This window comes from Pedobacter africanus (assembly GCF_900176535.1).
Lineage (GTDB): Bacteria > Bacteroidota > Bacteroidia > Sphingobacteriales > Sphingobacteriaceae > Pedobacter > Pedobacter africanus.
In genome coordinates this window covers 3,355,370-3,377,282 of the sequence record NZ_FWXT01000001.1, presented here as the reverse complement: position 1 = coordinate 3,377,282, position 21,913 = coordinate 3,355,370, and the positions used below count along the sequence as shown (strand labels likewise).

The following is a 21,913-nucleotide window of genomic DNA, read 5'->3' as shown; positions in this document are numbered from 1 at the left end:
TTAAGGTAATGGAAGAAATGAAAAAAGACACGCAGACCAGCTCAAGACGCAGTTTTTTAAAAACTACTGCTATTGCTGCTTCCGCATTTATGATTGTTCCCCGTCATGTGCTGGGGGGCCGAGGCTTTCTGGCACCGAGCGACAGGCTGCTGATTGCCGGTATTGGTGTTGGCGGTAAAGGTGAGTCGGACATTGCTGCTTTTTACAAAAGCGGAAAAGCAGACATTGCTTTCCTTTGCGATGTGCATGACAGCAGGGCTGCCAAGTCGGTAAAAGCTTTCCCGAAAGCAAAATATTACAAGGATTACCGCGAAATGCTGGATAAGGAGGCTAAGAATTTTGATGCGGTTTCCATTTCTACCCCCGACCATAACCACGCCATACAAGCTGTTGCGGCCATGCAGCTGGGCAAGCACGTGTATGTTCAGAAACCATTGACCCACGATATTTACGAGGCCCGTATGCTGACTGCTGCTGCCGATAAGTACAAGGTAGTGACCCAGATGGGCAACCAGGGCGCATCTAATGATGGGCCGAGGCAGATGAAAGAATGGTACGAAGCCGGCTTAATTGGCGATGTGCATACCATTTATGCCTGGACCGACAGGCCGGTATGGCCACAGGGTATTCCATGGTCGGCCAATAAAGCGCAGGTACCTGCCGACCTGGCCTGGGACCTATGGCTGGGAACAGCACCTTACAAAGACTATGTAGAGAAGCTGGTTCCGTTTAACTGGCGTGGCTGGTGGGATTATGGCACCGGTGCGCTGGGCGATATGGGCTGCCACCTGCTGGAAGCACCCTTCAGTGTATTGAATTTAAAATATGCCACCGAAGTGCAGGCCAGTGTAGGCTCTGTGTATGTAGATGAATTTAAACGGGGTTATTTCCCGGATAGCTGCCCTCCCTCAAGTCATGTGACCTTAAAATTCCCTAAAACCAATAAAACCAAGGGCGACGTAGTGGTACATTGGATGGACGGCGGTATACAGCCGGAAAGACCTGAAGAACTTGGTGCAAATGATGTGTTTGGCGATGGCGGCAACGGAACCCTTTTTGTGGGCACCAAAGGCAAAATGATGTCGAGCACCTATGGCCGTAACCCACGCCTGCTGCCGCTGAGCAGGAACGAAAACATCAAAGTGGCCCAAAAATATGCAAGGGTACCTGATGGCGAAAAAGGGCATTACAACCAGTGGGTTGAGGCCTGCATTGCCGGTTATGGCAAAAAAGAGCTGAGTTCTCCGTTCTCTATTGCCGGCCCGCTTACAGAATCGCTGTTGATGGCAAACCTGGCCATCAGGGGCACTGATGTTCAGCGCAAAAACCAGGAAGGCAAAATAAGCTATCCGGGCAGGAACATCAAATTGCTGTGGGACAATGCCAATATGAGAATTACCAATTTTGACGATGTGAACCAATTTGTGAAACGCGAATACCGCAATGGCTGGTCACTTGGCTTATAACTTTAACCAACAACATCAATTTAAAAACATTTATGAAACATTATATTTTCTCTGCCATTATACTGACTGCTGTTATGGCCGGCAGTGCTGCACAGGCCCAGAAGGGTAAAAAAGGATTTACGAAATTGTTTGACGGTAAAACTACCAAAGGATGGCATACCTATGGAAAGACTACGGTAGGCCAGAAATGGTCTGTTCAGGATGGGGCCTTGTATTTTAACCCTAAAGGAGGGGATAAAAGTCAGGGTGGCGATCTGGTTACCGACGAAGAGTACAGCAATTTTCATTTAAAGCTGGATTGGAAAGTGGCGCCAAAAGCGAACAGCGGGATTATTTTTTACGTGAAAGAAGATCCCAAGTATGGACAGACCTATAGCACGGGATTGGAAATGCAGGTGCTGGACAATGATGGCCATCCGGATGGTAAAATCACCAAACACAGGGCAGGTGACCTGTACGACCTGGTAAAAAGCAGTTCTGAACCGGTTAAGCCGGTTGGAGAATGGAATACGGCAGAGATCATTTGCAAAGACGGCAAGCTGGAGCAATACCTGAATGGTGTGAAGGTCGTATCTACTACCTTATGGGACGACAACTGGAAAAACCTTGTTGCCGGCAGCAAATTTGCAACCTGGCCAGATTGGGGCACTTTTAAGTCGGGCAAAATTGCTTTGCAGGACCATGGCAATGATGTATGGTACCGTAACATCATGATCAAAAAGTTATAACCAACCGAATAAAAAAGAAATACTAACCAAACATGAACTTAAACAACCGCATCAAACTTTCAACCATGATGTTCCTGGAGTTTTTTATCTGGGGCGCGTGGTTTGTGACTATGGGTACTTACCTGGGAAAAAACCTTTTATCTGATGGTGTACAAATAGGATCCGCTTACAGTACCCAATCACTAGGCGCCATTATTGCTCCTTTTATCATCGGTTTAATTGCCGACCGCTTTTTTGCGGCGCAAAAAATCCTGGGTTTTTTACACCTTATGGGCGGTATATTGTTATGGTTTGCATCTACAGCGCTCAATTTCGAAAGTTTCTTCCCTTTTGTCCTGGGCTATATGATTGCTTATATGCCAACACTTGCTTTGGTAAACTCCATTTCGTTCAAACAAATGACTGATCCGGGAAAAGAATTCCCATCGATCCGTGTATTTGGTACCATCGGCTGGATCGTTGCAGGAATCCTGATCGGCCTGCTAAACTGGGAGCAGGGCGGCAATCTGGTAATGACCTTTAAAATGGCTTCAATAGCCTCTATTATACTGGGGCTTTTCAGCTTTGCCTTACCGCATACTCCACCGGCAAAAAAAGGAGAGAAAACATCTTTCGGCGACATCATCGGGCTGGATGCGATTGGCCTGCTAAAAAACAAATCTTATCTGTTATTTTTCCTTGCTTCGGTGGCCATTTGTATTCCGCTGGCCTTCTACTACAATTTTACCAATCCATTCCTTAACGAAGTGGGAATGAAATCAGCAGCAGGTATACAGTCGCTTGGTCAGGTTTCTGAAACTTTGTTCATGATCCTTATGCCGCTATTTTTTGTGCGCCTGGGTGTGAAAAAAATGCTGGCTATAGGTATGATTGCCTGGGTGGTACGTTACCTGTTCTTTGCCTTTGGCAATGCGGAATCCAATTACTGGATGTTAATTGGTGGTATTGTACTGCATGGGATCTGCTATGATTTTTTCTTTGTAACCGGACAGATTTATACCGACAGGCTTGCGGGCGAGCGCTTTAAAAGTGCTGCTCAGGGCTTTATTACCCTGGCTACCTATGGGGTGGGCATGTTATTTGGCTCAATTATTTCAGGAATGGTAGTAGACAAGTATGCAGGCCAGGGCGGGCACGACTGGCATAGCATTTGGGTTATCCCGGCAGGCATTGCTGCACTGGTTACCCTATTGTTCTTGTTGTTTTTTAAAGACAACAATAAACCGGCAACTGAAACTGCAAATTAACTGATTTAGGAATGAGCAAAGATTTAAGCAGAAGAACTGCGTTGAAAAATATGGTTGCCGGAACTGCCGCATTAGGTGTTTCTGCTGCAATACCCTCTTTTGCACTTGAACAACCAGTATCGACTATGTTAAAAGGGAACGTAAACCACTCCGTATGCCGCTGGTGTTTTGGCAAGCTGAGCCTTGATGAACTTTGCATTGAGGCAAAAAAAATAGGCATCAAAGCCATTGACCTGGTAGGCCCTAAAGACTGGCCTACCTTAAAAAAGCACGGGCTCTATTCTTCTATGTGCAACGGCGCCGAGATCAACCTGGTAGATGGCTGGAATGACCCGCAGTTTCATGCCACACTCATTAAAAACTATACCGAGATGATCCCTAAAGTGGCAGAGGCAGGCTACACCCAGCTGATCTGTTTTAGCGGCAACAGGAGGGGAAAAGACGATGAGACCGGGCTGAAAAACTGTGTAGAAGGTTTGAAGCAGGTATTGCCCCTGGCCGAAAAACACGGGGTAGTACTGGTTATGGAACTGCTGAACAGCAAGGTAAACCATAAGGATTACCAATGTGACCATACCGCATGGGGCGCAGAGCTTTGCAAAAGGCTGGGTTCTGAAAATTTCAAATTGTTGTACGACATTTACCACATGCAGATTGACGAAGGGAACGTGATCAGCAACATCCAGACTTACCACCAGTACATTTCGCATTACCATACTGCCGGTGTACCGGGCAGGAACGAGATTGACGATACCCAGGAACTTTTTTATCCGGCCATCATAAAGGCAATTGTGGCAACCGGCTTTAAAGGCTACCTTGCGCAGGAATTCATTCCCAAATATAAGGACAAGATCAAATCACTAAGGGACGCCGTACACATTTGCGACGTATAATGCAACGTATATGAACTCAAGAAGAACTTTTATCAAACAGGCCGGCATGGCAGCTGCAGCAGCAGCTTTACTGCCTTCATTTGCCTGCAGCACTGAGGCCTCAAAGGGAAAAACAGTGGGCATTCAGTTGTATTCCCTCAGGGAACAGATTCCGCATGACGTAAAGGGAGTCATTGAAAAAGTGGCCAGGGCAGGCTACAAAGAAGTAGAGACTTATGGCTATTCGGCCAAAGACGGCTATTGGGGCATGGATGCCAAAGCCTTTAAAAGCCTGCTGACTGCCAATGGCCTGAAATCGCCAAGCGGACATTTTGGAATGGATGATTTTGTGAGCAGCGGAAATATAGAGCCACTGAAGCCCCTGATTGAAGGTGCAGCTGCGATAGGCAACCGTTATTTTACGATTGCTTACCTGGGTGAGCCGATCAGAAGATCGCTGGAGGACTATAAAAAAGTTACCGCGCGTTTGAATGAGGCCGCAGAACTGGTGAAACAATCGGGCTTGAAGCTGGCCTATCATAACCACGATTTCGAATTTAAGCCCTATGAAGCTGGCGCCACGGGCTATGAGCTGATGCTGAACGGCACAGACAAAAGCCTGGTGAGCTTTGAGATGGACCTGTATTGGGTAGTGCGCTCTGGCAATGATCCTGTGGCGCTGTTCAACAAATATCCGGGCCGTTTTGTGATGTGGCACGTAAAGGATATGGACAAGGCCAACCACTCGCTGAATACCGAGATTGGCACCGGTACCATTGATTTTAAGCACATTTATAAACATGCCAAACAATCTGGACTGGAGCACCTGATCGTTGAGCAGGAAAACTATAAGAAGGATGCATTTGTAAGCATTAAGGAAAGCTTCGACTATGTAAACCGCGAACTGATTTAATAAGAAACAGCTTAATAAATAGAAGGGGACTGGTTAACGAAAAGCCAATCCCTTTTTTTATGTGGAAAAAATGACCATATTTGGAGCATATTATTCATTTAAACAAATTACAAAGCTTAAATAATTTAAAAACAAGTAACAAACAAGTATTAGAAACATGAAAATTGCAGTAGTTGGTGCTACCGGACTGGTAGGTACCGTGATGTTGAAAGTGTTGGAAGAGCGTAACTTCCCCCTGACTGAGTTGATCCCCGTAGCCTCTGAGAAGAGCGTTGGTAAGGAAATCACTTTCAAGGGCAAGAAGTATGCGATTGTAAGCATGGACACTGCCATTTCGATGAGACCTGATATTGCGTTGTTTTCTGCAGGGGGAAGCACTTCGCTGGCCGAAGCCCCTCGTTTTGCTGAAGTAGGTACTACAGTGATCGACAATTCCTCTGCATGGCGCATGGATCCGTCGAAGAAGCTGGTCGTACCAGAAGTAAATGCCAATGTATTGTCTACCGAAGACAAGATCATTGCCAACCCGAACTGTTCGACCATTCAGATGGTAGTGGCCCTAAAACCACTCCACGATAAATATAAAATCAAACGCGTGGTGGTTTCGACCTACCAGTCGGTAACCGGAACCGGTGTGAAAGCTGTTGACCAGCTGATGAACGAGCGTAAAGGTATTACAGATGGACCAATGGCTTATGCCTACCCTATTGACCTGAATGTGATTCCTCAGATTGATGTTTTCCAGGATAACGGATACACCAAGGAGGAGATGAAAATGATACTGGAAACCCAGAAAATAATGGGCGACAACAGCATTAAAGTTACCGCAACTACGGTACGTATCCCGGTAATGGGTGGCCACTCTGAATCTGTGAACATAGAGTTTGAGAATGACTTTACTGTAGCCGATGTAAAAGCGCTGATGGAACAAACCGATGGCGTAATTTTGGTAGATGATCCGGCAAACCTGAAATACCCGATGCCTAAAGATGCGCATGAGCGGGACGAAGTATTTGTGGGAAGGATCAGACGTGATGATTCTTTGCCCAATACGCTGAACATGTGGATTGTGGCCGATAACCTGCGCAAAGGCGCAGCCACCAATGCGGTCCAGATTGCTGAATACCTGGTAAAAGAAGGATTGAGATAAGGCTATGCCTAAACGTATATTCACTTTATTGATGCTGCTTTACAGCAGTTTTACATTTGCACAAACGCCCGCTCAGAAAATTGAGCGGGCGTTTAGTGCTTTCCAGACTGACCCGCAAACGCGCTATGCCCTAACAGCGCTGGTGGTACTGGATGCAGCTACCGGCAAAACCCTGTTTGCCAGGAATGAAAATATAGGACTCGCCACGGCATCTACCTTGAAAACCATTACTGCAGCAACAGCCTTTAGCCTGCTGGGCAAAGACTTTCAATACCAGACCACACTGGCCTATACGGGTAATATTATGGCCGATGGCACTTTAAAAGGAAATTTAGTGCTCATCGGGAGTGGCGATCCGACCTTAGGTTCGGAGCGTTACCAGAACAAAGAAATTAAGGTACTTGCTGAATGGGCGGCAGCCATACAAAAAGCAGGTATCAAGAGAATTGAAGGGGCCGTGATTGGAGATGACCGTATTTTTGGTACACAAACTACCCCCGAGGGCTGGACCTGGCAGGACATTGGGAATTATTACGGTGCTGGTACCTCTGGTCTGGCCTGGCGCGAGAACCAGTTTGACATCCATTTAAAACCAGGCAGCGGCATAAATGAAGAGGTTAAACTGCTGAGGACGATTCCGGAAATGCCTTACCTGAAGATTGTCAATGAACTGAAGACCGGTGCACCAGGCACTGGCGACAATGCCTATGTCTTTTTGCCGCCTTACGCTACGGTTGCCTATTTGAGGGGAAGCTGGGGTATGGGAATTGGCAAACCAGGCATTTCGGCAGCCCTGCCAGACCCTGCTTATGAGCTCGCCTTTCGCTTACAGGACACTTTAAAGAGACTGGGCATTCCAGCTAACCAGCCGGCAACTACGGCAAGGCTGATGGCACTGGAAAACCAGACTGTTCCTGTGGTTACACAAAAGCTCAGCACCATCAGTTCGCCCAGCCTGTCGGAGATGAGCTACTGGTTTCTCAAAAAGAGCATCAATTTATACGGAGAAAGTTTCCTAAAGACCATTGCTTTGCGGTCAGGGAAAGCCGCAGGTACGGCAAATGGCGCAAAAACGGAAATTGCATTCTGGGCAGATAAAGGCATCGACAAAAATGCGTTGAACATTGTGGACGGCAGCGGGCTATCGCCTGCCAACCGGGTTACGGCTGCGGCCATGGCCAGCATCCTCTTCCAGGTACAGCAAGCGCCATGGTTTAACGACTATTACAAAGGTTTTCCGGAATACAATGGCATGAAAATCAAGAGTGGTACCATCAATGATGTTTCTGCCTTTGCGGGATACCATACCGATAAAGCCGGTAATAAATACATCGTCGTGATCAACATCAACAATTATTCAGGTTCCGGCATCAACAGGAAGCTTTTCAGTGTACTGGATGCCTTAAAATAAGTTTTATGCGTAGATTTTTCGCCCCGTTGGGTTTAATCCTGTTAATGCTTTCCGTAAATTTTCCGGCTTTTAGCCAGACGGCTGTTTCTGAGGCAACCCCTGAGGGCCAGTCGGCCACAGCTGTAGCCAACACGCCTCCTGAAATTGCCATTATACCCGAACCGGTAGCTGTAACCAAAGCTGAAGGGCATTACATCTTACCGGCAAATGTGCTGATCCAATCGCCGGCCCTGCCGGAGCTGAAACAGGCACTGGCCTTTTTGCAGGAAAGACTTTCGGCAGCAACGGGCAGTTTTGTATCGGCGGTGAGCAGTCCATCGGCAACTGCAAACATTAAGCTGATCATCAACGAGAAGGGCCATCACCTGCTGGGCGATGAGGGCTACCAGCTTTCTGTTACGCCAAATTTCATTACCATAAAGGCGAATAAACCGGCAGGCTTGTTTTACGGCATTCAAAGTTTGCTGCAATTGTTTCCAGCTGCAATTGAGAGCAGTGAAAAGGTAGAAAATGTAGAATGGACAGTTCCCTGCGTGGAGGTGATGGACTATCCGCGCCTGGCCTGGAGAGGATTGATGTTTGATGTAGCCCGGCATTTTTTCACAAAAGATGAGGTGAAACAGTATATCGATGCCATGGTGCGCTACAAGTACAACATACTGCACCTGCACCTTACGGATGATGAAGGCTGGAGAATTGAGATCAAAGGCCTGCCTAAGCTGACTGAGGTAGGTGCCTGGAGTGTCAAAAAAGTTGGAGAGTTCGGGAATTTCATCCCCCCGGCGGCAGATGAGCCCCGCAATTACGGTGGCTTCTATACGCAGGAAGACATTAAAGAACTGGTGCAATATGCACAGGAAAGGTTTGTAAATATTATGCCGGAGATTGATGTGCCGGGACATAGCCTGGCCACCATAGCGGCTTACCCGGAATTGTCGTGTACCCCTGGTGCGGAGAACTACCGCGTACGTTCAGGCGAGCGGATCATGGACTGGTCGAGGGGTGCCCCTCCTACCGCTTTGGTAGACAATACGCTTTGCCCGGCCAATGAAAAGGTATATGGCTTTCTGGATACAGTAATTACCCAGGTAGCTGCGCTGTTCCCTTTTGAATACATCCATATGGGCGGGGATGAAGCCCCATTCAATTTCTGGGAAAAGAACGAGGCTGTTAAGGCCCTGATGCAAAGAGAGGGCCTAAAAAACATGCACCAGGTACAGGGCTATTTTGAAAAACGGGTGCAGAAGATTGTAGCCTCGAAAGGGAAGAAATTTATGGGCTGGGACGAGATCCTGAACGGGGATATGCCTTCCAGTGCGGCAGTAATGAGCTGGCGCGGGATGAAATACGGCATACAGGCAGCGCAGAAGAAACACGAAGTGGTGATGAGCCCTACGGATTATGCATACCTGGATTATATGCAGGCCGATGCCATTACCGAGCCGAGGGTATACGCTTCATTGCGGTTGAGCAAATCGTACGAGTTTGACCCTGTACCGGCCGGTGTTGACCCTAAATACATTAAAGGGGGACAAGCCAATTTATGGACGGAGCAGGTGTACAACATCAGGCAGGCGGAGTACATGACCTGGCCAAGAGGAATGGCCATTGCGGAATCGGTATGGTCACCCCGGGAGAAGAAAAACTGGCCCAACTTTTTTGGCCGCGTTGAACAGCATTTTAAGCGTTTGGATATAGCCGAGACCAAATATGCGCCTAGTGTATATGATCCGATATTTAAAGTGAGCAGATCGGCCGACCGGCAATTGCAGATTGAACTGAGCACGGAAGTTGAAGGGCTTGACATTTATTACAGCTTTGACAATTCGTTCCCGGACCGCTTTTATCCTAAATATACGGAGAAGCTGACACCGCCAAAAGATGCAACCATGCTGAAGGTGATCACCTATCGCGGTAAAATACCGGTAGGCCGCATGATGAATATGCCAATAGAGGAGCTGAACAAGCGGGCGGGAAGAAGATAGAGATGAGGTATTTTGTTCATATAGCTTATAACGGGCTCGTTTACAATGGCTGGCAGAAACAGCCCGGGTTAACAAGCGTACAGGCGGTCCTGGAAAAGACATTGAGCGATGTGTTCAAAATGCCTGTGGGCATTATTGGCTGCGGACGGACGGACACCCGTGTACATGCCAGCCAGTTTTTCTTCCATATGGACATGGAGCAGGAATGGGATTTCGACCTGGTTTTCCGCATGAACAAACTGCTGCCGCACAGCATCGCAGTATTTGACATCATCCCGGTAGCAGCACACCGGCATGCCCGCTTTGATGCGGTACTGCGTTCCTACGATTATTTTCTGCATACCTATAAAGACCCTTTTTTAAGCAACCTGAGTTCATTTTACCTGCTGGACAAACTGGACTTTGATAAAATGAAGCAGGCGGTAGCGCTACTGCCCCAGTACAGGGACTACAGGCCTTTCTGTACCAGTCCGGATAAATACGAGCATACCCGCTGTAAGGTAATGACAGCCAGCCTGTATGTTAATGAGCGGGGCGACAAACTGCGTTTTCAGATCTCGGCCAACAGGTTCCTGAGCAGGATGATCCGCATCATTATGGGGCAGCTGTTAAGAATTGGTAAAGGGGAACAGAGTGTAGATGAATTTGAAAACTACCTGATTGAAAAGCGGACACCGGAAATGCTCAATCCTGCCCATCCCCAGGGCCTTTATTTATCGAAAGTAAGCTATCCGTACCTGAACCTGCCACCCAGGCCGGAGTTTTCGTCGATATTGCAAAATGAGGCCGAACTGAGCTGGCATCAGCTGTAAGTACCTGGTTTTTATTGTTGTTATTGTCACTGCTTTTCGTTAACTTTAATAGGGGACTTCGCTAAAATGAAGTATTCTTTATGACAGTTATTCAAAAAATTGAGCGCTGGGGTGATGTGCACCATGCCAAATGGCTGGATGTGATCCGCATTGTTTTGGGCATCCTGATCTTCAGCAAGGGTATTGCCATTGTAAGCAACACCAACTCATTGCAGGATATGCTGCTGCAAAACAACACTTTTGGGTTTTCGGGCATGATGTGGAGCCTGGCCATTCACATTATCGGCTTTGTACACCTTGTGGGCGGACTGCTGATTGCAATTGGTTTGCTTACCCGTTTTGCTGCAGTGATCCAGATCCCTATCCTGTTATGTGCTGTGTTTTTTGTGAACCTGGCCCGGGGCTTTTCGGCACTGAACAGTGAGTTGTGGTTGTCTATTATTGTGCTGCTGTTACTGGTATTGTTCTGGGTAGTGGGCTCGGGTCCTTTTTCTGTGGACCAGGTGATGAAGAAAAGGCCCAACCTCCACAGGTAACCTTAGCTATTGAGTATGGCAGCCCTCATTGCGTCGGCATTGAGGTTGATCCCGTTAATAATGATGGTGGCGCGTTTATAAAAGCTTTCGCGCTCTGAGAGCTTGCTTTCTATAAAAGCGATCATCCCGGCTTCATCAAGATCCCTTAACAGGGGCCTTTTTTCTTTACCGCCTTCGAGCCTTTTTGCCAGTGCAGCAGGGGGCATTTCAATATACATGGATGTACCGCTGGCATTCATCCAGTCCATGTTGTCGAAAAAGCAGGGTGTGCCACCACCTGTGGCAACAACAGCATTCTGGGGATAAGCGAAGTTCTTAAGGCTCTGGCTTTCCAACTCCCGGAATGCGGCTTCACCATGACTGCCAAAATAATCGCTTATGGATGTGCCAATTTGTTTTTCGATCTCGTGATCCAGATCAATAAAGTCGTACCCCAGCTTTGTAGCAAGTTTTTTCCCCATTGTGCTTTTACCGGAGCCCATAAACCCGATCAGAAATATCCTCATTACTTAAGCTAATTTTACCCTTGGATCAACAAAGGCATATAAAACGTCTACCAAAATATTAATAATTACAAATACCAGCGCAATGAAAAGAATGGAACCCATGACTACGGGGAAGTCGGACATTTCGAGGGCGTTGACTGTAGTACGCCCCAGTCCGTTGTAACCAAATATGTATTCTACAAAGAAAGAGCCTGCAAGCAGGGAAGCAAACCAGCCTGAAATAGCAGTAATTACAGGGTTTAAAGCATTTTTTAAAGCGTGCTTATAAATGATGGCATTTCGGCCCAGCCCTTTGGCCCTGGCGGTGCGGATATAATCCTGCGCCAGCACATCGAGCATGGCACTGCGGGTAAGTTGGACAATAATGGCCAGGGGCCTTAAGCCCAGGGTGAGCATGGGAAGCCAGAGGTTCTTCCAGGTCATAATCTCCCCTTTAAAAGGGTCATAACTATAAAGGCTGCCCGACATGTTGAGTCCTGTATAATCGCTCAATACAAAGCCAAACAACCAGGCAATGATGATCCCCGCAAAAAAAGAGGGTGCGGATATGCCCAGGATGGCAAAGGAATTAGCGGCTTTATCGACCCAGGTATCTTTGTGGATGGCTGACAGCACGCCCAGGAACACCCCGATTATGGTGGCAAATATTATGGCCGTGAGCGCCAGTATAAAGGTATTGGGAACTGTTTCTGACAGGATGGCGGTCACGTCCCTTTTGGTTTGATAAGAACGCCGGAGGTATGGTAATTTGAGGGCCAGTACATTTTCTCCCACAGAAAAGAGTTTTACGTAATGGTATTTTTCTCTGGCCTCGGCTGTATTTTCATGAAAACCTATAGGCGAAAGATCGTTCAGGTAAAGGAAGAACTGTACGGGCTTTGATTTGTCGAGGCCAAATTCTTTCCTTACTGCTTCCAGCGAAGAAACATCTGAGCGTTGCCCCATGGTCATTCTTGCCGGATCTCCGGGCAAAATGTTAAACAGGATGAAAACCACAACTACCACCCCTGCCATCACGGCGAGTCCATACAGGAACTTTTTAAGGGCGTAGCGCAGCATCTTTATTTACTGAAATATTCTTCGGACAGCTTATCGAATGAAGGAACGGTATGGTAGTGCCATTTGTTGACCACTACCCCATTTTTCAGCAGCAATACGCCCGGACTCGATCTCACCATACTTTTCAGTGGTACAGCATCAGCATAAAAGACTTCCGCAAAGAGTTTCATGTTTTTGCTGAAGGCATCTGCACGCTGCGCCGAGCTGGAGGTAAGCAGTACCGTTCTGATGTTGTACTGCTGGGCAGCATTAAGCGCCAGGGCATTGAGTTTGGCCACTGCGTTTTCATTGGTTTCATCCAGGTTATAAGCCACAATGATGAGGTTATAGAAAGGGTTCTCTATCAGTTCTTTGGTATAGTCTGTGCCTGAAGCATCATTGATAACCAGGTCTTTGATCTTAGGCTCATAACCCTTTTTTACCAGCACTTTATCGGGATTACCTACGATCTCCCAGTTTTCATCTTTCCAGATCTCGGTTTTCAGGTAATCCTTATCGCTCATTACCTTTTTTTCGCCGGTCTTTTTGTTGCTCATTTTATACATGATGGCATACTCATCGCCTTTGGCACCTTCGGGGATCTTCATGAGCTGAGGCAGGTTTGCCCCTACTTTATAAGGCAGGAAATCCAGCACAGGCAGGGTGCTGTAAGTGAAGATGCCAAAGCCCAGGGATGCCAGTGTTACCAGGGCAAACAGGCCTTGCTGTACTTTTGAATTGTTGGTAACGGGCTTAATGCTAGCCCTGTTGATGAACAGATAAATAATCAGCACCAGCAGTACCAGGTCCTTTGAAAAGGACTGCCATGGTGTAAGTGGTATGGCGTCGCCAAAACAGCCGCAGGAAGTAACCACCTTGAAAGCGGCAGATACAAAGGTGAGAAATGTGAAAAAGACAATGATGGCCAGCAGCCCGCCTGTTACCTTTTTACTCCAGAAGCCAAACAACAACAATGCACCCAGTACGATTTCCAGTACACATAACAATATCGCGATTCCGGTAGCCATGCCCCCGAGGAAGGACATGTGGAATACATCAAAATACTCCTGCAATTTATAGCCGAAACCCAGCGGGTCATTGGCTTTGATCAATCCTGAAAATATGAAAAGGACACCTACAAATATCCTTGAAAAGTTTGTGGCAATCTTCCTCATTACTGTACCCCCAATTTAATTAGTGCAAAAACGGAATAATTTAACATGTCCTGGTAGTTGGCATTTACGCCTTCGGAAGCCAGGGTCTGGCCCTGGTTGTCTTCAATCTGCTTCACCCGCAGTATTTTCATCAGGATGAGGTCGGTCAAAGAACTGATACGCATATCCCTCCAGGCCTCGCCGTAATCGTGGTTCTTATTGAACATGAGTTCTTTGGTTTCCTGTACCTTCTGATCGTATACGGATTCTACAGCCTGAACATCCAGTTCCATGGGGTCATTTTCATCCAGTTCCAGCTGCATCATGGCGATGATACAATAATTGATGATACCGATATATTCTGAGCTGATGTCTTCCCCTACTTTAGAGATTTTTTTCTCTTCGAGGGTGCGGATGCGCTGTGCCTTGATAAAGATCTGATCGGTAATAGAAGCCGGCCTCAAAATGCGCCATGCGGTTCCATAATCTTTTGTTTTCTTTAAAAAAAGCGATCTGCATACCGCTATAACCGAGTCGAATTCCTGAGCTGTATTTGCTGCCAAAACAATTAAAATATTTAGTTTAAAGCTGTTTCAATAGCCAAACATTTTTTTGCCTAAGTTTGCATTGAAACAATGGCTAAAGATACATTTTTAAACCGAAAGACAACATTAAACGTAAAAGGCAGACTGGTTGACCTGGTTGTTCCGGCTGTTATGGGTATACTGAACCTGACTTCGGATTCTTTTTACAGCAAAAGCCGTATGGATACAGTTGACCTGGCATTAATACGTGCTGCTGAAATCATCGAAGAAGGCGGAATGTTTATCGACATCGGCGCCTATTCTTCGAGGCCTGGCGCGGCAGATGTAAGTACAGAGGAGGAAACCGAAAAGATAGTTAAAGCCGTCGGGGCCATCAGCAGAGATTTTCCGGATATCCTGCTTTCCATCGATACTTTCAGGGCTGGCGTTGCCAGGGCTGCTGTAGAGGCGGGTGCGCACATGATCAACGACATTTCGGCTGGCGAAATGGATGAAGCAATGTTTGAAACTGTAGCTGGCTTAAATGTTCCGTACATCATGATGCACATGAGGGGTACACCACAAACCATGCAGCAACAGACGAATTACCAGGATATGATGGTGGAGATTGTCTCTTATTTTTCGAAAAAGCTTTATATATTAAAAAAACTTGGGCTGAAGGACATTATCCTTGACCCTGGCTTCGGCTTTGCAAAAACGCTCGACCAGAATTATGAACTGCTGCGGCAGCTGCATGACCTGGATATTTTTGAACTGCCGGTATTGACTGGCCTGTCCAGAAAGTCTATGATCTATAAATTTTTAGGCGGCGGACCTGAAGATGCTTTAAACGGCACGACCGCCCTCAATACCATTGCCCTGATGAAAGGGGCAAACATTCTAAGGGTCCATGATGTAAGGGCGGCAGCAGAGTGCATTGCTTTATTCCGGAAAACGCAGCAAAAAAATTCCTAACTTGGCATCAATGAAAGGCTTTGATTTTGATTTCCTTAGGGTATCTTTTACAGATGTGGCAGACATTATTTTTGTTGCACTCCTGATCTATTATATTTACAACCTGATTAAAAATACGCTTGCAGTAAACCTGCTGCTGGGGATGCTCATTATCCTCATCATTTACTGGGTGGTGGATGCATTGCATATGCGCCTGCTGTCGACCATCATCAACCAGTTCATGAGTGTGGGCATCATTGCACTGATCGTGATCTTCCAGCCGGAGATCCGGCGTTTCTTACTATTGATTGGCAAGAATACCTTTTTGCAGCAGAACAAGGCCTGGTGGGGTTACCTGTTTGGCAGCAAGAACATTGAGCAGAACAACCTGATCCGCATAAAGCCTATTATCGATGCCTGTAAGAGCATGAAAAAGTCCAGGACCGGGGCCTTGATTGTATTTGTTAAATTTTACGACGACCAGCTGTTTGCCAACAGCTGTGAAATGATAGATTCCAAGATCTCCAAGCGTTTGCTGGAGAGCATCTTCCAGAAGTATAGTCCATTGCACGACGGCGCAGTGGTAATTGCGGAGAACAAGATCAAAAGTGCGAGCTGTATTTTGCCTTTAACGGATAATGATAAGCTACCGCCTCAGTTTGGTTTGCGCCACAGGGCTGGTATTGGTGTTTCGGAAACTACGGACGCGGTTGCGGTAATCATTTCTGAGGAAACAGGTGAAATAGCCTATGCCAAGCAGGGCCGGGTAAGGATGAATGTTTCTTTTGGGGAGCTGGAGAAGCTGCTGAATAAAGATTATTAATTTTTTTGAGGGAAAAAGTAAGCATACTCTGCCTGCTCAGAGAACGCATACTTTTTCTATAGCATGATGCTTAAAGTATAGGACATAAAAAAGACCGCAATTGAATTCATTGCAGTCTTTTTATTTTTTTTCGGCCTTTTGTTTAGCAGTACTGGTCAAATGCACCGATTAAACTATCGGCAATCATTTGTGCCGGACGCCCTTCGATCTGGTGACGCTCGATCATGTGTACCAGTTTTCCATCTTTAAATAATGCCATGGAAGGCGAAGATGGAGGGAAAGGCATCATATAACCTCTGGCCCTGTCCACTGCTTCTTTTTCCATGCCAGCAAAAACGGTCACCAGTTTATCAGGGTGTTTTTCGTTAGCAGCAGCCAGTCTTGCTGCCGGACGTGCGTTAGCTGCAGCACAACCGCACACTGAGTTTACAACCACGAACACCGTGCCTTCGCCAGCAAGTGCCTGATCTACCTCTTCTGCTGTTTTCAATTCTTCAAAACCTACTTTGGTAAGTTCTGCACGCATTGGTTCAACTAAATATTCTGGATACATATCTTTATGCTTTTTTTGATTTCTGTTTTACCTTACAAAGGTACAGCACTTCTGGCTAGCATCAAAGTATTAAGCGGCCGGCAGGGCTTTTTTACCTTTCGATGATGACCTGGCAATGCCGTGTTAAAGTATATAATACATTTTAGCTTTGCCTGGACTATAGGAAGCCAGCTTTTCTTCCTGCCTGTAGTTCTCTTTCAGCATTTGCTTAATATCGCGTTCAATTGTAGTACAGATGGTTGTTGTAGGTGTATCTGTTGGCTTGTTCTCAAAAGGATCCTGGAGGTGAATGGACATCTTTTCGATAAGAAAGAATGAACAGGCAATAGCGATTACCAATGGAATAGTAGCGTAAGCAAAAACTTCTATGAGCCCGAAAGGCAACAACATGACGAAAAGAATGATAGAAAAGTGGATGTAAACGCTGTAAGTTACCGGAAAGACGGTATTCTTGATCCGCTCACAACCGCCCATCTGGTTTGAAAAATTGCTAAGCGTCTTATCCATTTGTACCTGCTGGTATTCGTTGATCCAACCTAACTTTAAGGCATTACGAAGATCGTTTCCCTGCAATTCCAGTAGTGCCAGGGGAACGTTGGCATAATTTTTCAGGTATTGCAGGTCATCGGCACTGATTAGCCGTGACAATCCCTCCAGTGGGTTTTGTTTTCGTAAATGTTTGCTAAGGGCATGGCACCAGGCAATTTGCCGCTTTGCCAGGCGTTCGCAAAAAGCCTTTTCATCGTCGGCCGCATAGGGGTTGTCAACAAAAGTGAGCAATTGGCGGGTCAGCGACCTGGAATCGTTCACAATAGCGCCCCAGATGGTACGCGCCTCCCACCATCGATCGTAGGCCTGGTTAGACTTGAAAGCCAGTAATAAGGAGATAACTGTACCCAGGATGGTGGGTACCGCGATAGGAATGGAAATCCTGGTGACATGAAAATTGTTATACAGTACTGTAATCAGTGTAGCATACAAGGCTACCGTCATCATTTCCTTTCCTATTTTACCGAAAATATATTTAGCGGGAATGTTTTCTTTTAACAGCATAATGCAGATTCTTAAAGATGATCGATTAGACTACCATAAGTTCCTCTTCCAATACGGGAGTAGTTTCCGGACTTATTTTTTCGTGTTTTTTTAAAATGGTAACTGCTGGCAGACCTGATTTTGCAATCAGGTCAGAAGGGTTGATGCTATTTTTGTTCAGTTTTTCACAGTTCCAGAAATCGGGGTGCAGGATACCATCTACCGCCTGCGCATCCAGGAAGTTTTTGAACATCCTCAGCGTACTGCCGTAGAAAAATTCGATCCTTACAGACTTAATAACGGGAAAAGCTGATTTCAACTCCCGGCATCCCTGGTGAAAATCATCACCTATATATTCAAATTCTTTTGATCTTCTGGAGAGCATCAGCAGGTCCGCAACCGAATCTGATAACCTGAACAAATGAACGAAAATAATATTCAACTCCTTTTCGTCGATTCCGGCGCAGAGGTTGGGTATACAATTTAAGGCTGAGGCATTAAAATCGGTTGGAATCAGGATAGTTTTCATAACTTTGTATTAAAGGGTTAATGATCAATTATTTATTGATACAATATTATCCCACAGTTATTAAGCGCTGATAAGAACCTGGTTAGAATTTCATTAGAAATTGAGGCCTTAAAACTAACTACTTATTAGAATTTCATTAGAAACAGGTAAAATAATCTTTATTTCGGTACCGATCTGCTCTTCTGAGCGTATGCCTATGGTGCCCTTATGCAAGCGGATGATGTTGAGTGTAAGTGGAAGGCCTATTCCATGCCCTTCAAAATCGCTGGTATTAGATGCCCTAAAAAAAGGCTCAAAAATATGCTGTTGTTCATTTTCGGGTATTCCTATCCCATGATCGGTTATCGCAATCACAATGCGCCTGTTCTCAAACCTTAGTTTAATTTCGACTGGCTGATTGTTGGAATATTTACAGGCATTGCCCAGAATGTTACTTAGTGCCAGTTGCAGCAGATTGACATTTCCCTCCGTATAAAGTTCGCTTTCATCGGCAGGGAGCGAAGAAAAGTCGATCTGAATGATACTTTCAGGATCTATTTTTTTTACAGAGTCTGCAACGGTCATGATGAGTTCATCGATACGGATCTTCTGCCAGTTTTGTTTTTTCCCGTCAAAGCCGGTCTGGGCAAGGCCAAGTAAACTGGTGATGATGTGGCCTAATTTCTCGGCATGTGACAGGATTACCCTTGCAGAGGCTTCAGTATCAGGCGCCATTTTTTGCTGCGCCAGCATAATTTGTATTTCTGCAATGATGATTGCCAGTGGGGTTTTTAACTCATGAGAGGCATTACTGACAAAATTATTCTGGGTAGAAAAGGCGGTCTCGAGCCGATTAAGCATATTGTTAAAGGTAAGCACAAGTTCAGCCATTTCGTCATTTCCTTTAAGCTCTTCCAGCCGGAGGTGAAGGTTATTTGCGGAGATATTTTGCACGTTGCGGATCAGGTTGCGTAGCGGCATTACTGAATAATGCGAAAATACGCGGCCGGCAATGTAAGTGAGGAGCACAGCGACTGCAAAGACCAGAAGCAGAACCTTCCTAAGCGTTTCCAGCTCATGAAAGCCTGATGGATCGGAAGCCGCCACTACTACGATATAGTTGCCGCTTTTGGTTCCGAACAATTGCCCGTAATAGAATCGATTGTCTTTATTGTAGCGGGCATTCCCTTTGGAAACAATGGTTTTATAAAAATTTTCGGGAAGGTTGATGGGCCTTTCGAACTGCATGCGCTTTAGCGTATCTACCTTGATGATGAAATCCTGTTCATCTTCCATCTTTTCCAGGTAGCGGTTACGCATTTCCTGGGTTACTGCCGACTTCCCATTGGGATTGATATTGATTTCTGCTGCAAGTCTGGCCCTGGCCTGCAGGCGCTTAAAGAAATCTTCAAAGTTAAAATCGGACACAAAATAAAAGATGGCGGCATGGAAAAAGATGAGTCCGATCGTGCCAATGAAAAAAAATAAGAGGGTGAGCTTATTTTGAAATTTCATTTGGCATTTCTTCTTTTAAGATGTAGCCCATCCCAAAAACAGTATGAATGAGTTTGGGGCCCTTATCATTATCAATTTTTTTTCGCAAATAGTTGATGTAAACATCCACTACGTTGGTTCCCATATTGAAATCGATATCCCAGACATTTTCGAGGATTTGAATTCGCGAAAGCACTTTATTCTGATTTTTGAGCAGGTATTCGAGCAAACGGTACTCTGTGGCAGTGAGGTTTACCGGCTGGTTCGCTTTGGTGATCATTTTAGAAGCCGTATTGATCTCAAGATCGGCTATACTTATCCGGTCTGTAAAGGTAATTTGCTTACGGCTCCGTCGGATCAGGGTCCGCATACGGGCGACCAGCTCTTCAAGCTTAAATGGTTTAACGAGATAGTCGTCGGCCCCGCTTTCCAGGCCTGTAACAATATTTTCCGTGCTGCCCAGTGCTGTAAGCATCAAAATAGCGATCTCTGCGTTGCGTTTTCTAACCTCTTTACAGACCTGGATCCCATTCATAACGGGTAACATAATATCCAGTACAATCAGGTCGAAATCATATTTAAAGGCCATCTCAAGACCTGTCACCCCATCTGCAGCCACACTGACTTCTACCTCTTCTTCGCTAAGCCCTCTTAAAATGACAGACACCAGATCCGGTGTATCCTCAATCAGCAATATCTTCGAACCCTTCATATATTTTTGAAAATATAACAAGAAATATAAAGTAGGGTTTGATTTTTCACACTTTACTTTTCAATGACCAAGGAACTTAAGTGTAAGCTTTTGTTATTGACCGGCAAATGCTGTAAATTTGCAGTTCATTTAAACAAAAAAATATGTCATCAGTAGAGACAACTTATGTTCCTTACAAAGTTAAGGACATTTCACTGGCAGAATGGGGCCGCAAGGAGATCGGGCTGGCAGAGGCAGAAATGCCCGGATTAATGTCATTGCGTGAAGAATTCGGACCATCAAAACCTTTAAAAGGTGCCCGCATTGCAGGATGCTTACACATGACCATCCAGACTGCGGTTTTAATTGAAACTTTAGTAGAACTTGGTGCAGAAGTGACCTGGTCGTCTTGCAACATTTTCTCTACACAGGACCACGCTGCTGCTGCTATTGCTGCTGCAGGTATCCAGGTGTATGCATGGAAAGGCTTAGATGAAGAAAGCTTTGACTGGTGTATTGAACAGACTTTACATTTCGGTCCGGAGCGTAAGCCTTTAAATATGATCCTTGATGATGGAGGCGATTTAACCAATATGGTATTCGACAGGTTCCCTGAACTGATTGCCGGTATCAAAGGTTTATCTGAAGAAACCACTACAGGTGTACACCGTTTATATGAGCGCATGAAAAATGGCACTTTGCATTTACCTGCCATCAATGTAAACGACTCTGTTACCAAATCTAAATTTGACAATAAATACGGCTGCCGCGAGTCGCTGGTTGACGCGATCCGCAGGGCAACTGATGTGATGATGGCTGGTAAAGTAGCTGTTGTTGCCGGTTATGGCGATGTGGGTAAAGGTTCTGCAGAATCTTTAAGCTCACAGGGTGTGCGTGTGATCGTTTCAGAAATTGACCCGATCTGTGCCCTGCAGGCCGCCATGGAAGGTTATGAAGTAAAGAAATTTGCTACTGCCGTTAAAGAAGCCGACATTGTGGTAACCACTACCGGTAACTGCGATATCGTTCGTGCTGAGCACTTCAAAGCCATGAAGGATAAAACCATCGTTTGTAATATTGGCCACTTCGACAATGAAATTGATGTTGCCTGGTTAAACAAGAACTACGGCGATACCAAAGTAGAGATCAAACCTCAGGTAGATAAATATACCATTGACGGTAAGGATATCATCTTATTGGCCGAAGGCCGTTTGGTAAACTTAGGCTGTGCAACCGGTCACCCGAGTTTTGTAATGTCAAACTCCTTTACCAACCAGACGCTGGCACAGTTGGAGCTTTGGATGCACCCGGAAAAATACGAGAACAAGGTTTATGTATTGCCTAAGCACCTGGACGAAAAAGTTGCCCGTTTACACCTGGCTAAAATTGGTGTGGAACTGGATGTACTGGATCAGCACCAGGCCGATTATATTGGCGTTCCTGTAGAAGGTCCGTTTAAACCGGAAGCCTACAGGTACTAATCCAAACAGATTAACATAAAAAAAGCGTTGCAGGA

General features: G+C 45.8%; 22 protein-coding genes. 13 read left to right on the top strand and 9 right to left on the bottom strand.

From position 1 onward, the window contains the following. Positions 1-8 precede the first annotated feature (8 nt). The 10 genes from B9A91_RS14100 (at position 9) to B9A91_RS14055 (ending at position 11,120) form a co-directional block, all read left to right on the top strand. Entirely contained in the window at positions 9-1,466 is a 1,458-nt protein-coding gene (locus tag B9A91_RS14100; protein WP_200815642.1) for a Gfo/Idh/MocA family protein, read from the top strand. Positions 1,467-1,498: 32 nt separating this feature from the next. Further along, positions 1,499-2,194, top strand: coding sequence for a 3-keto-disaccharide hydrolase (locus tag B9A91_RS14095; RefSeq protein WP_084239459.1), 696 nt, complete (start codon positions 1,499-1,501; stop codon positions 2,192-2,194). A gap of 32 nt (positions 2,195-2,226) precedes the next feature. Next, positions 2,227-3,441, top strand: a complete 1,215-nt coding sequence (locus B9A91_RS14090) for a nucleoside permease (RefSeq protein WP_084239458.1) — start codon at positions 2,227-2,229, stop codon at positions 3,439-3,441. A gap of 11 nt (positions 3,442-3,452) precedes the next feature. After that, positions 3,453-4,334: a hydroxypyruvate isomerase family protein gene (locus B9A91_RS14085; protein WP_084239457.1), complete on the top strand. Its 882-nt coding sequence runs from the start codon at positions 3,453-3,455 to the stop codon at positions 4,332-4,334. A 10-nt stretch (positions 4,335-4,344) separates the two neighbouring features. Next, positions 4,345-5,226 carry a sugar phosphate isomerase/epimerase family protein gene (locus B9A91_RS14080; protein ID WP_084239456.1) on the top strand — a complete coding sequence of 294 codons (882 nt, stop codon included), beginning with the start codon at positions 4,345-4,347 and terminating at the stop codon, positions 5,224-5,226. Positions 5,227-5,383: 157 nt separating this feature from the next. Beyond that, positions 5,384-6,376, top strand: coding sequence for an aspartate-semialdehyde dehydrogenase (locus B9A91_RS14075; RefSeq protein WP_084239455.1), 993 nt, complete (start codon positions 5,384-5,386; stop codon positions 6,374-6,376). Positions 6,377-6,380: 4 nt separating this feature from the next. Next, positions 6,381-7,787: a D-alanyl-D-alanine carboxypeptidase/D-alanyl-D-alanine endopeptidase gene (gene dacB / locus B9A91_RS14070; protein ID WP_084239454.1), complete on the top strand. Its 1,407-nt coding sequence runs from the start codon at positions 6,381-6,383 to the stop codon at positions 7,785-7,787. Between the two features lie 5 nt (positions 7,788-7,792). After that, positions 7,793-9,772 (top strand): beta-N-acetylhexosaminidase, encoded by a 1,980-nt coding sequence (locus B9A91_RS14065; RefSeq protein ID WP_235012555.1) that lies wholly within the window; start codon positions 7,793-7,795, stop codon positions 9,770-9,772. 2 nt (positions 9,773-9,774) lie between these two features. Next, the gene (gene truA / locus B9A91_RS14060; protein WP_084239452.1) at positions 9,775-10,584 is read left to right on the top strand and encodes a tRNA pseudouridine(38-40) synthase TruA; all 810 of its coding nucleotides are present in this window, start codon (positions 9,775-9,777) and stop codon (positions 10,582-10,584) included. A gap of 80 nt (positions 10,585-10,664) precedes the next feature. Then, positions 10,665-11,120, top strand: a complete 456-nt coding sequence (locus B9A91_RS14055; protein ID WP_084239451.1) for a DoxX family protein — start codon at positions 10,665-10,667, stop codon at positions 11,118-11,120. Between the two features lie 2 nt (positions 11,121-11,122). Here B9A91_RS14055 and B9A91_RS14050 read toward each other — a convergent pair whose 3' ends face one another. The 4 genes from B9A91_RS14050 to B9A91_RS14035 are packed head-to-tail and all read right to left on the bottom strand — an operon-like array spanning position 11,123 to position 14,381. Beyond that, positions 11,123-11,626, bottom strand: a complete 504-nt coding sequence (locus B9A91_RS14050) for a shikimate kinase (RefSeq protein ID WP_084239450.1) — start codon at positions 11,624-11,626, stop codon at positions 11,123-11,125. A gap of 3 nt (positions 11,627-11,629) precedes the next feature. Further along, positions 11,630-12,685, bottom strand: a complete 1,056-nt coding sequence (locus tag B9A91_RS14045; RefSeq protein WP_084239449.1) for an ABC transporter permease — start codon at positions 12,683-12,685, stop codon at positions 11,630-11,632. A 2-nt stretch (positions 12,686-12,687) separates the two neighbouring features. After that, entirely contained in the window at positions 12,688-13,839 is a 1,152-nt protein-coding gene (locus B9A91_RS14040; RefSeq protein WP_084239448.1) for a BT_3928 family protein, read from the bottom strand. Next, positions 13,839-14,381, bottom strand: coding sequence for a DUF1599 domain-containing protein (locus tag B9A91_RS14035; protein WP_084239447.1), 543 nt, complete (start codon positions 14,379-14,381; stop codon positions 13,839-13,841). Before B9A91_RS14035 ends, B9A91_RS14040 begins: the two co-directional genes overlap by 1 nt. Before the next feature lie 72 nt (positions 14,382-14,453). On the opposite strand from B9A91_RS14035, the gene folP reads away from it, so the two are divergent. Together folP and cdaA are read left to right on the top strand one after the other, a co-directional pair. After that, positions 14,454-15,317 carry a dihydropteroate synthase gene (gene folP, locus B9A91_RS14030; RefSeq protein WP_084239446.1) on the top strand — a complete coding sequence of 288 codons (864 nt, stop codon included), beginning with the start codon at positions 14,454-14,456 and terminating at the stop codon, positions 15,315-15,317. Positions 15,318-15,327: 10 nt separating this feature from the next. Further along, complete coding sequence (gene cdaA, locus B9A91_RS14025; protein ID WP_084239714.1) at positions 15,328-16,119, top strand: diadenylate cyclase CdaA; 792 nt, start codon at positions 15,328-15,330, stop codon at positions 16,117-16,119. A 142-nt stretch (positions 16,120-16,261) separates the two neighbouring features. On the opposite strand, the gene B9A91_RS14020 is transcribed toward cdaA, so the two are convergent. From B9A91_RS14020 to B9A91_RS14000, 5 genes are all read right to left on the bottom strand, one after another. Continuing rightward, positions 16,262-16,672, bottom strand: a complete 411-nt coding sequence (locus B9A91_RS14020) for a BrxA/BrxB family bacilliredoxin (protein WP_084239445.1) — start codon at positions 16,670-16,672, stop codon at positions 16,262-16,264. Positions 16,673-16,795: 123 nt separating this feature from the next. Beyond that, positions 16,796-17,725 (bottom strand): bestrophin family protein, encoded by a 930-nt coding sequence (locus B9A91_RS14015; protein WP_084239444.1) that lies wholly within the window; start codon positions 17,723-17,725, stop codon positions 16,796-16,798. Between the two features lie 25 nt (positions 17,726-17,750). Further along, on the bottom strand, positions 17,751-18,233 hold the full coding sequence (locus B9A91_RS14010) for a hypothetical protein (RefSeq protein ID WP_084239443.1): 483 nt from the start codon (positions 18,231-18,233) through the stop codon (positions 17,751-17,753). A gap of 114 nt (positions 18,234-18,347) precedes the next feature. Further along, positions 18,348-19,727, bottom strand: a complete 1,380-nt coding sequence (locus tag B9A91_RS14005) for a HAMP domain-containing sensor histidine kinase (RefSeq protein WP_084239442.1) — start codon at positions 19,725-19,727, stop codon at positions 18,348-18,350. Continuing rightward, on the bottom strand, positions 19,711-20,418 hold the full coding sequence (locus B9A91_RS14000) for a response regulator transcription factor (protein WP_084239441.1): 708 nt from the start codon (positions 20,416-20,418) through the stop codon (positions 19,711-19,713). The genes B9A91_RS14005 and B9A91_RS14000 overlap by 17 nt, the downstream gene beginning before the upstream one ends. Positions 20,419-20,561: 143 nt before the next feature. On the opposite strand from B9A91_RS14000, the gene ahcY reads away from it, so the two are divergent. Next, positions 20,562-21,878, top strand: a complete 1,317-nt coding sequence (gene ahcY, locus B9A91_RS13995; RefSeq protein ID WP_084239440.1) for an adenosylhomocysteinase — start codon at positions 20,562-20,564, stop codon at positions 21,876-21,878. Positions 21,879-21,913: the final 35 nt, after the last annotated feature.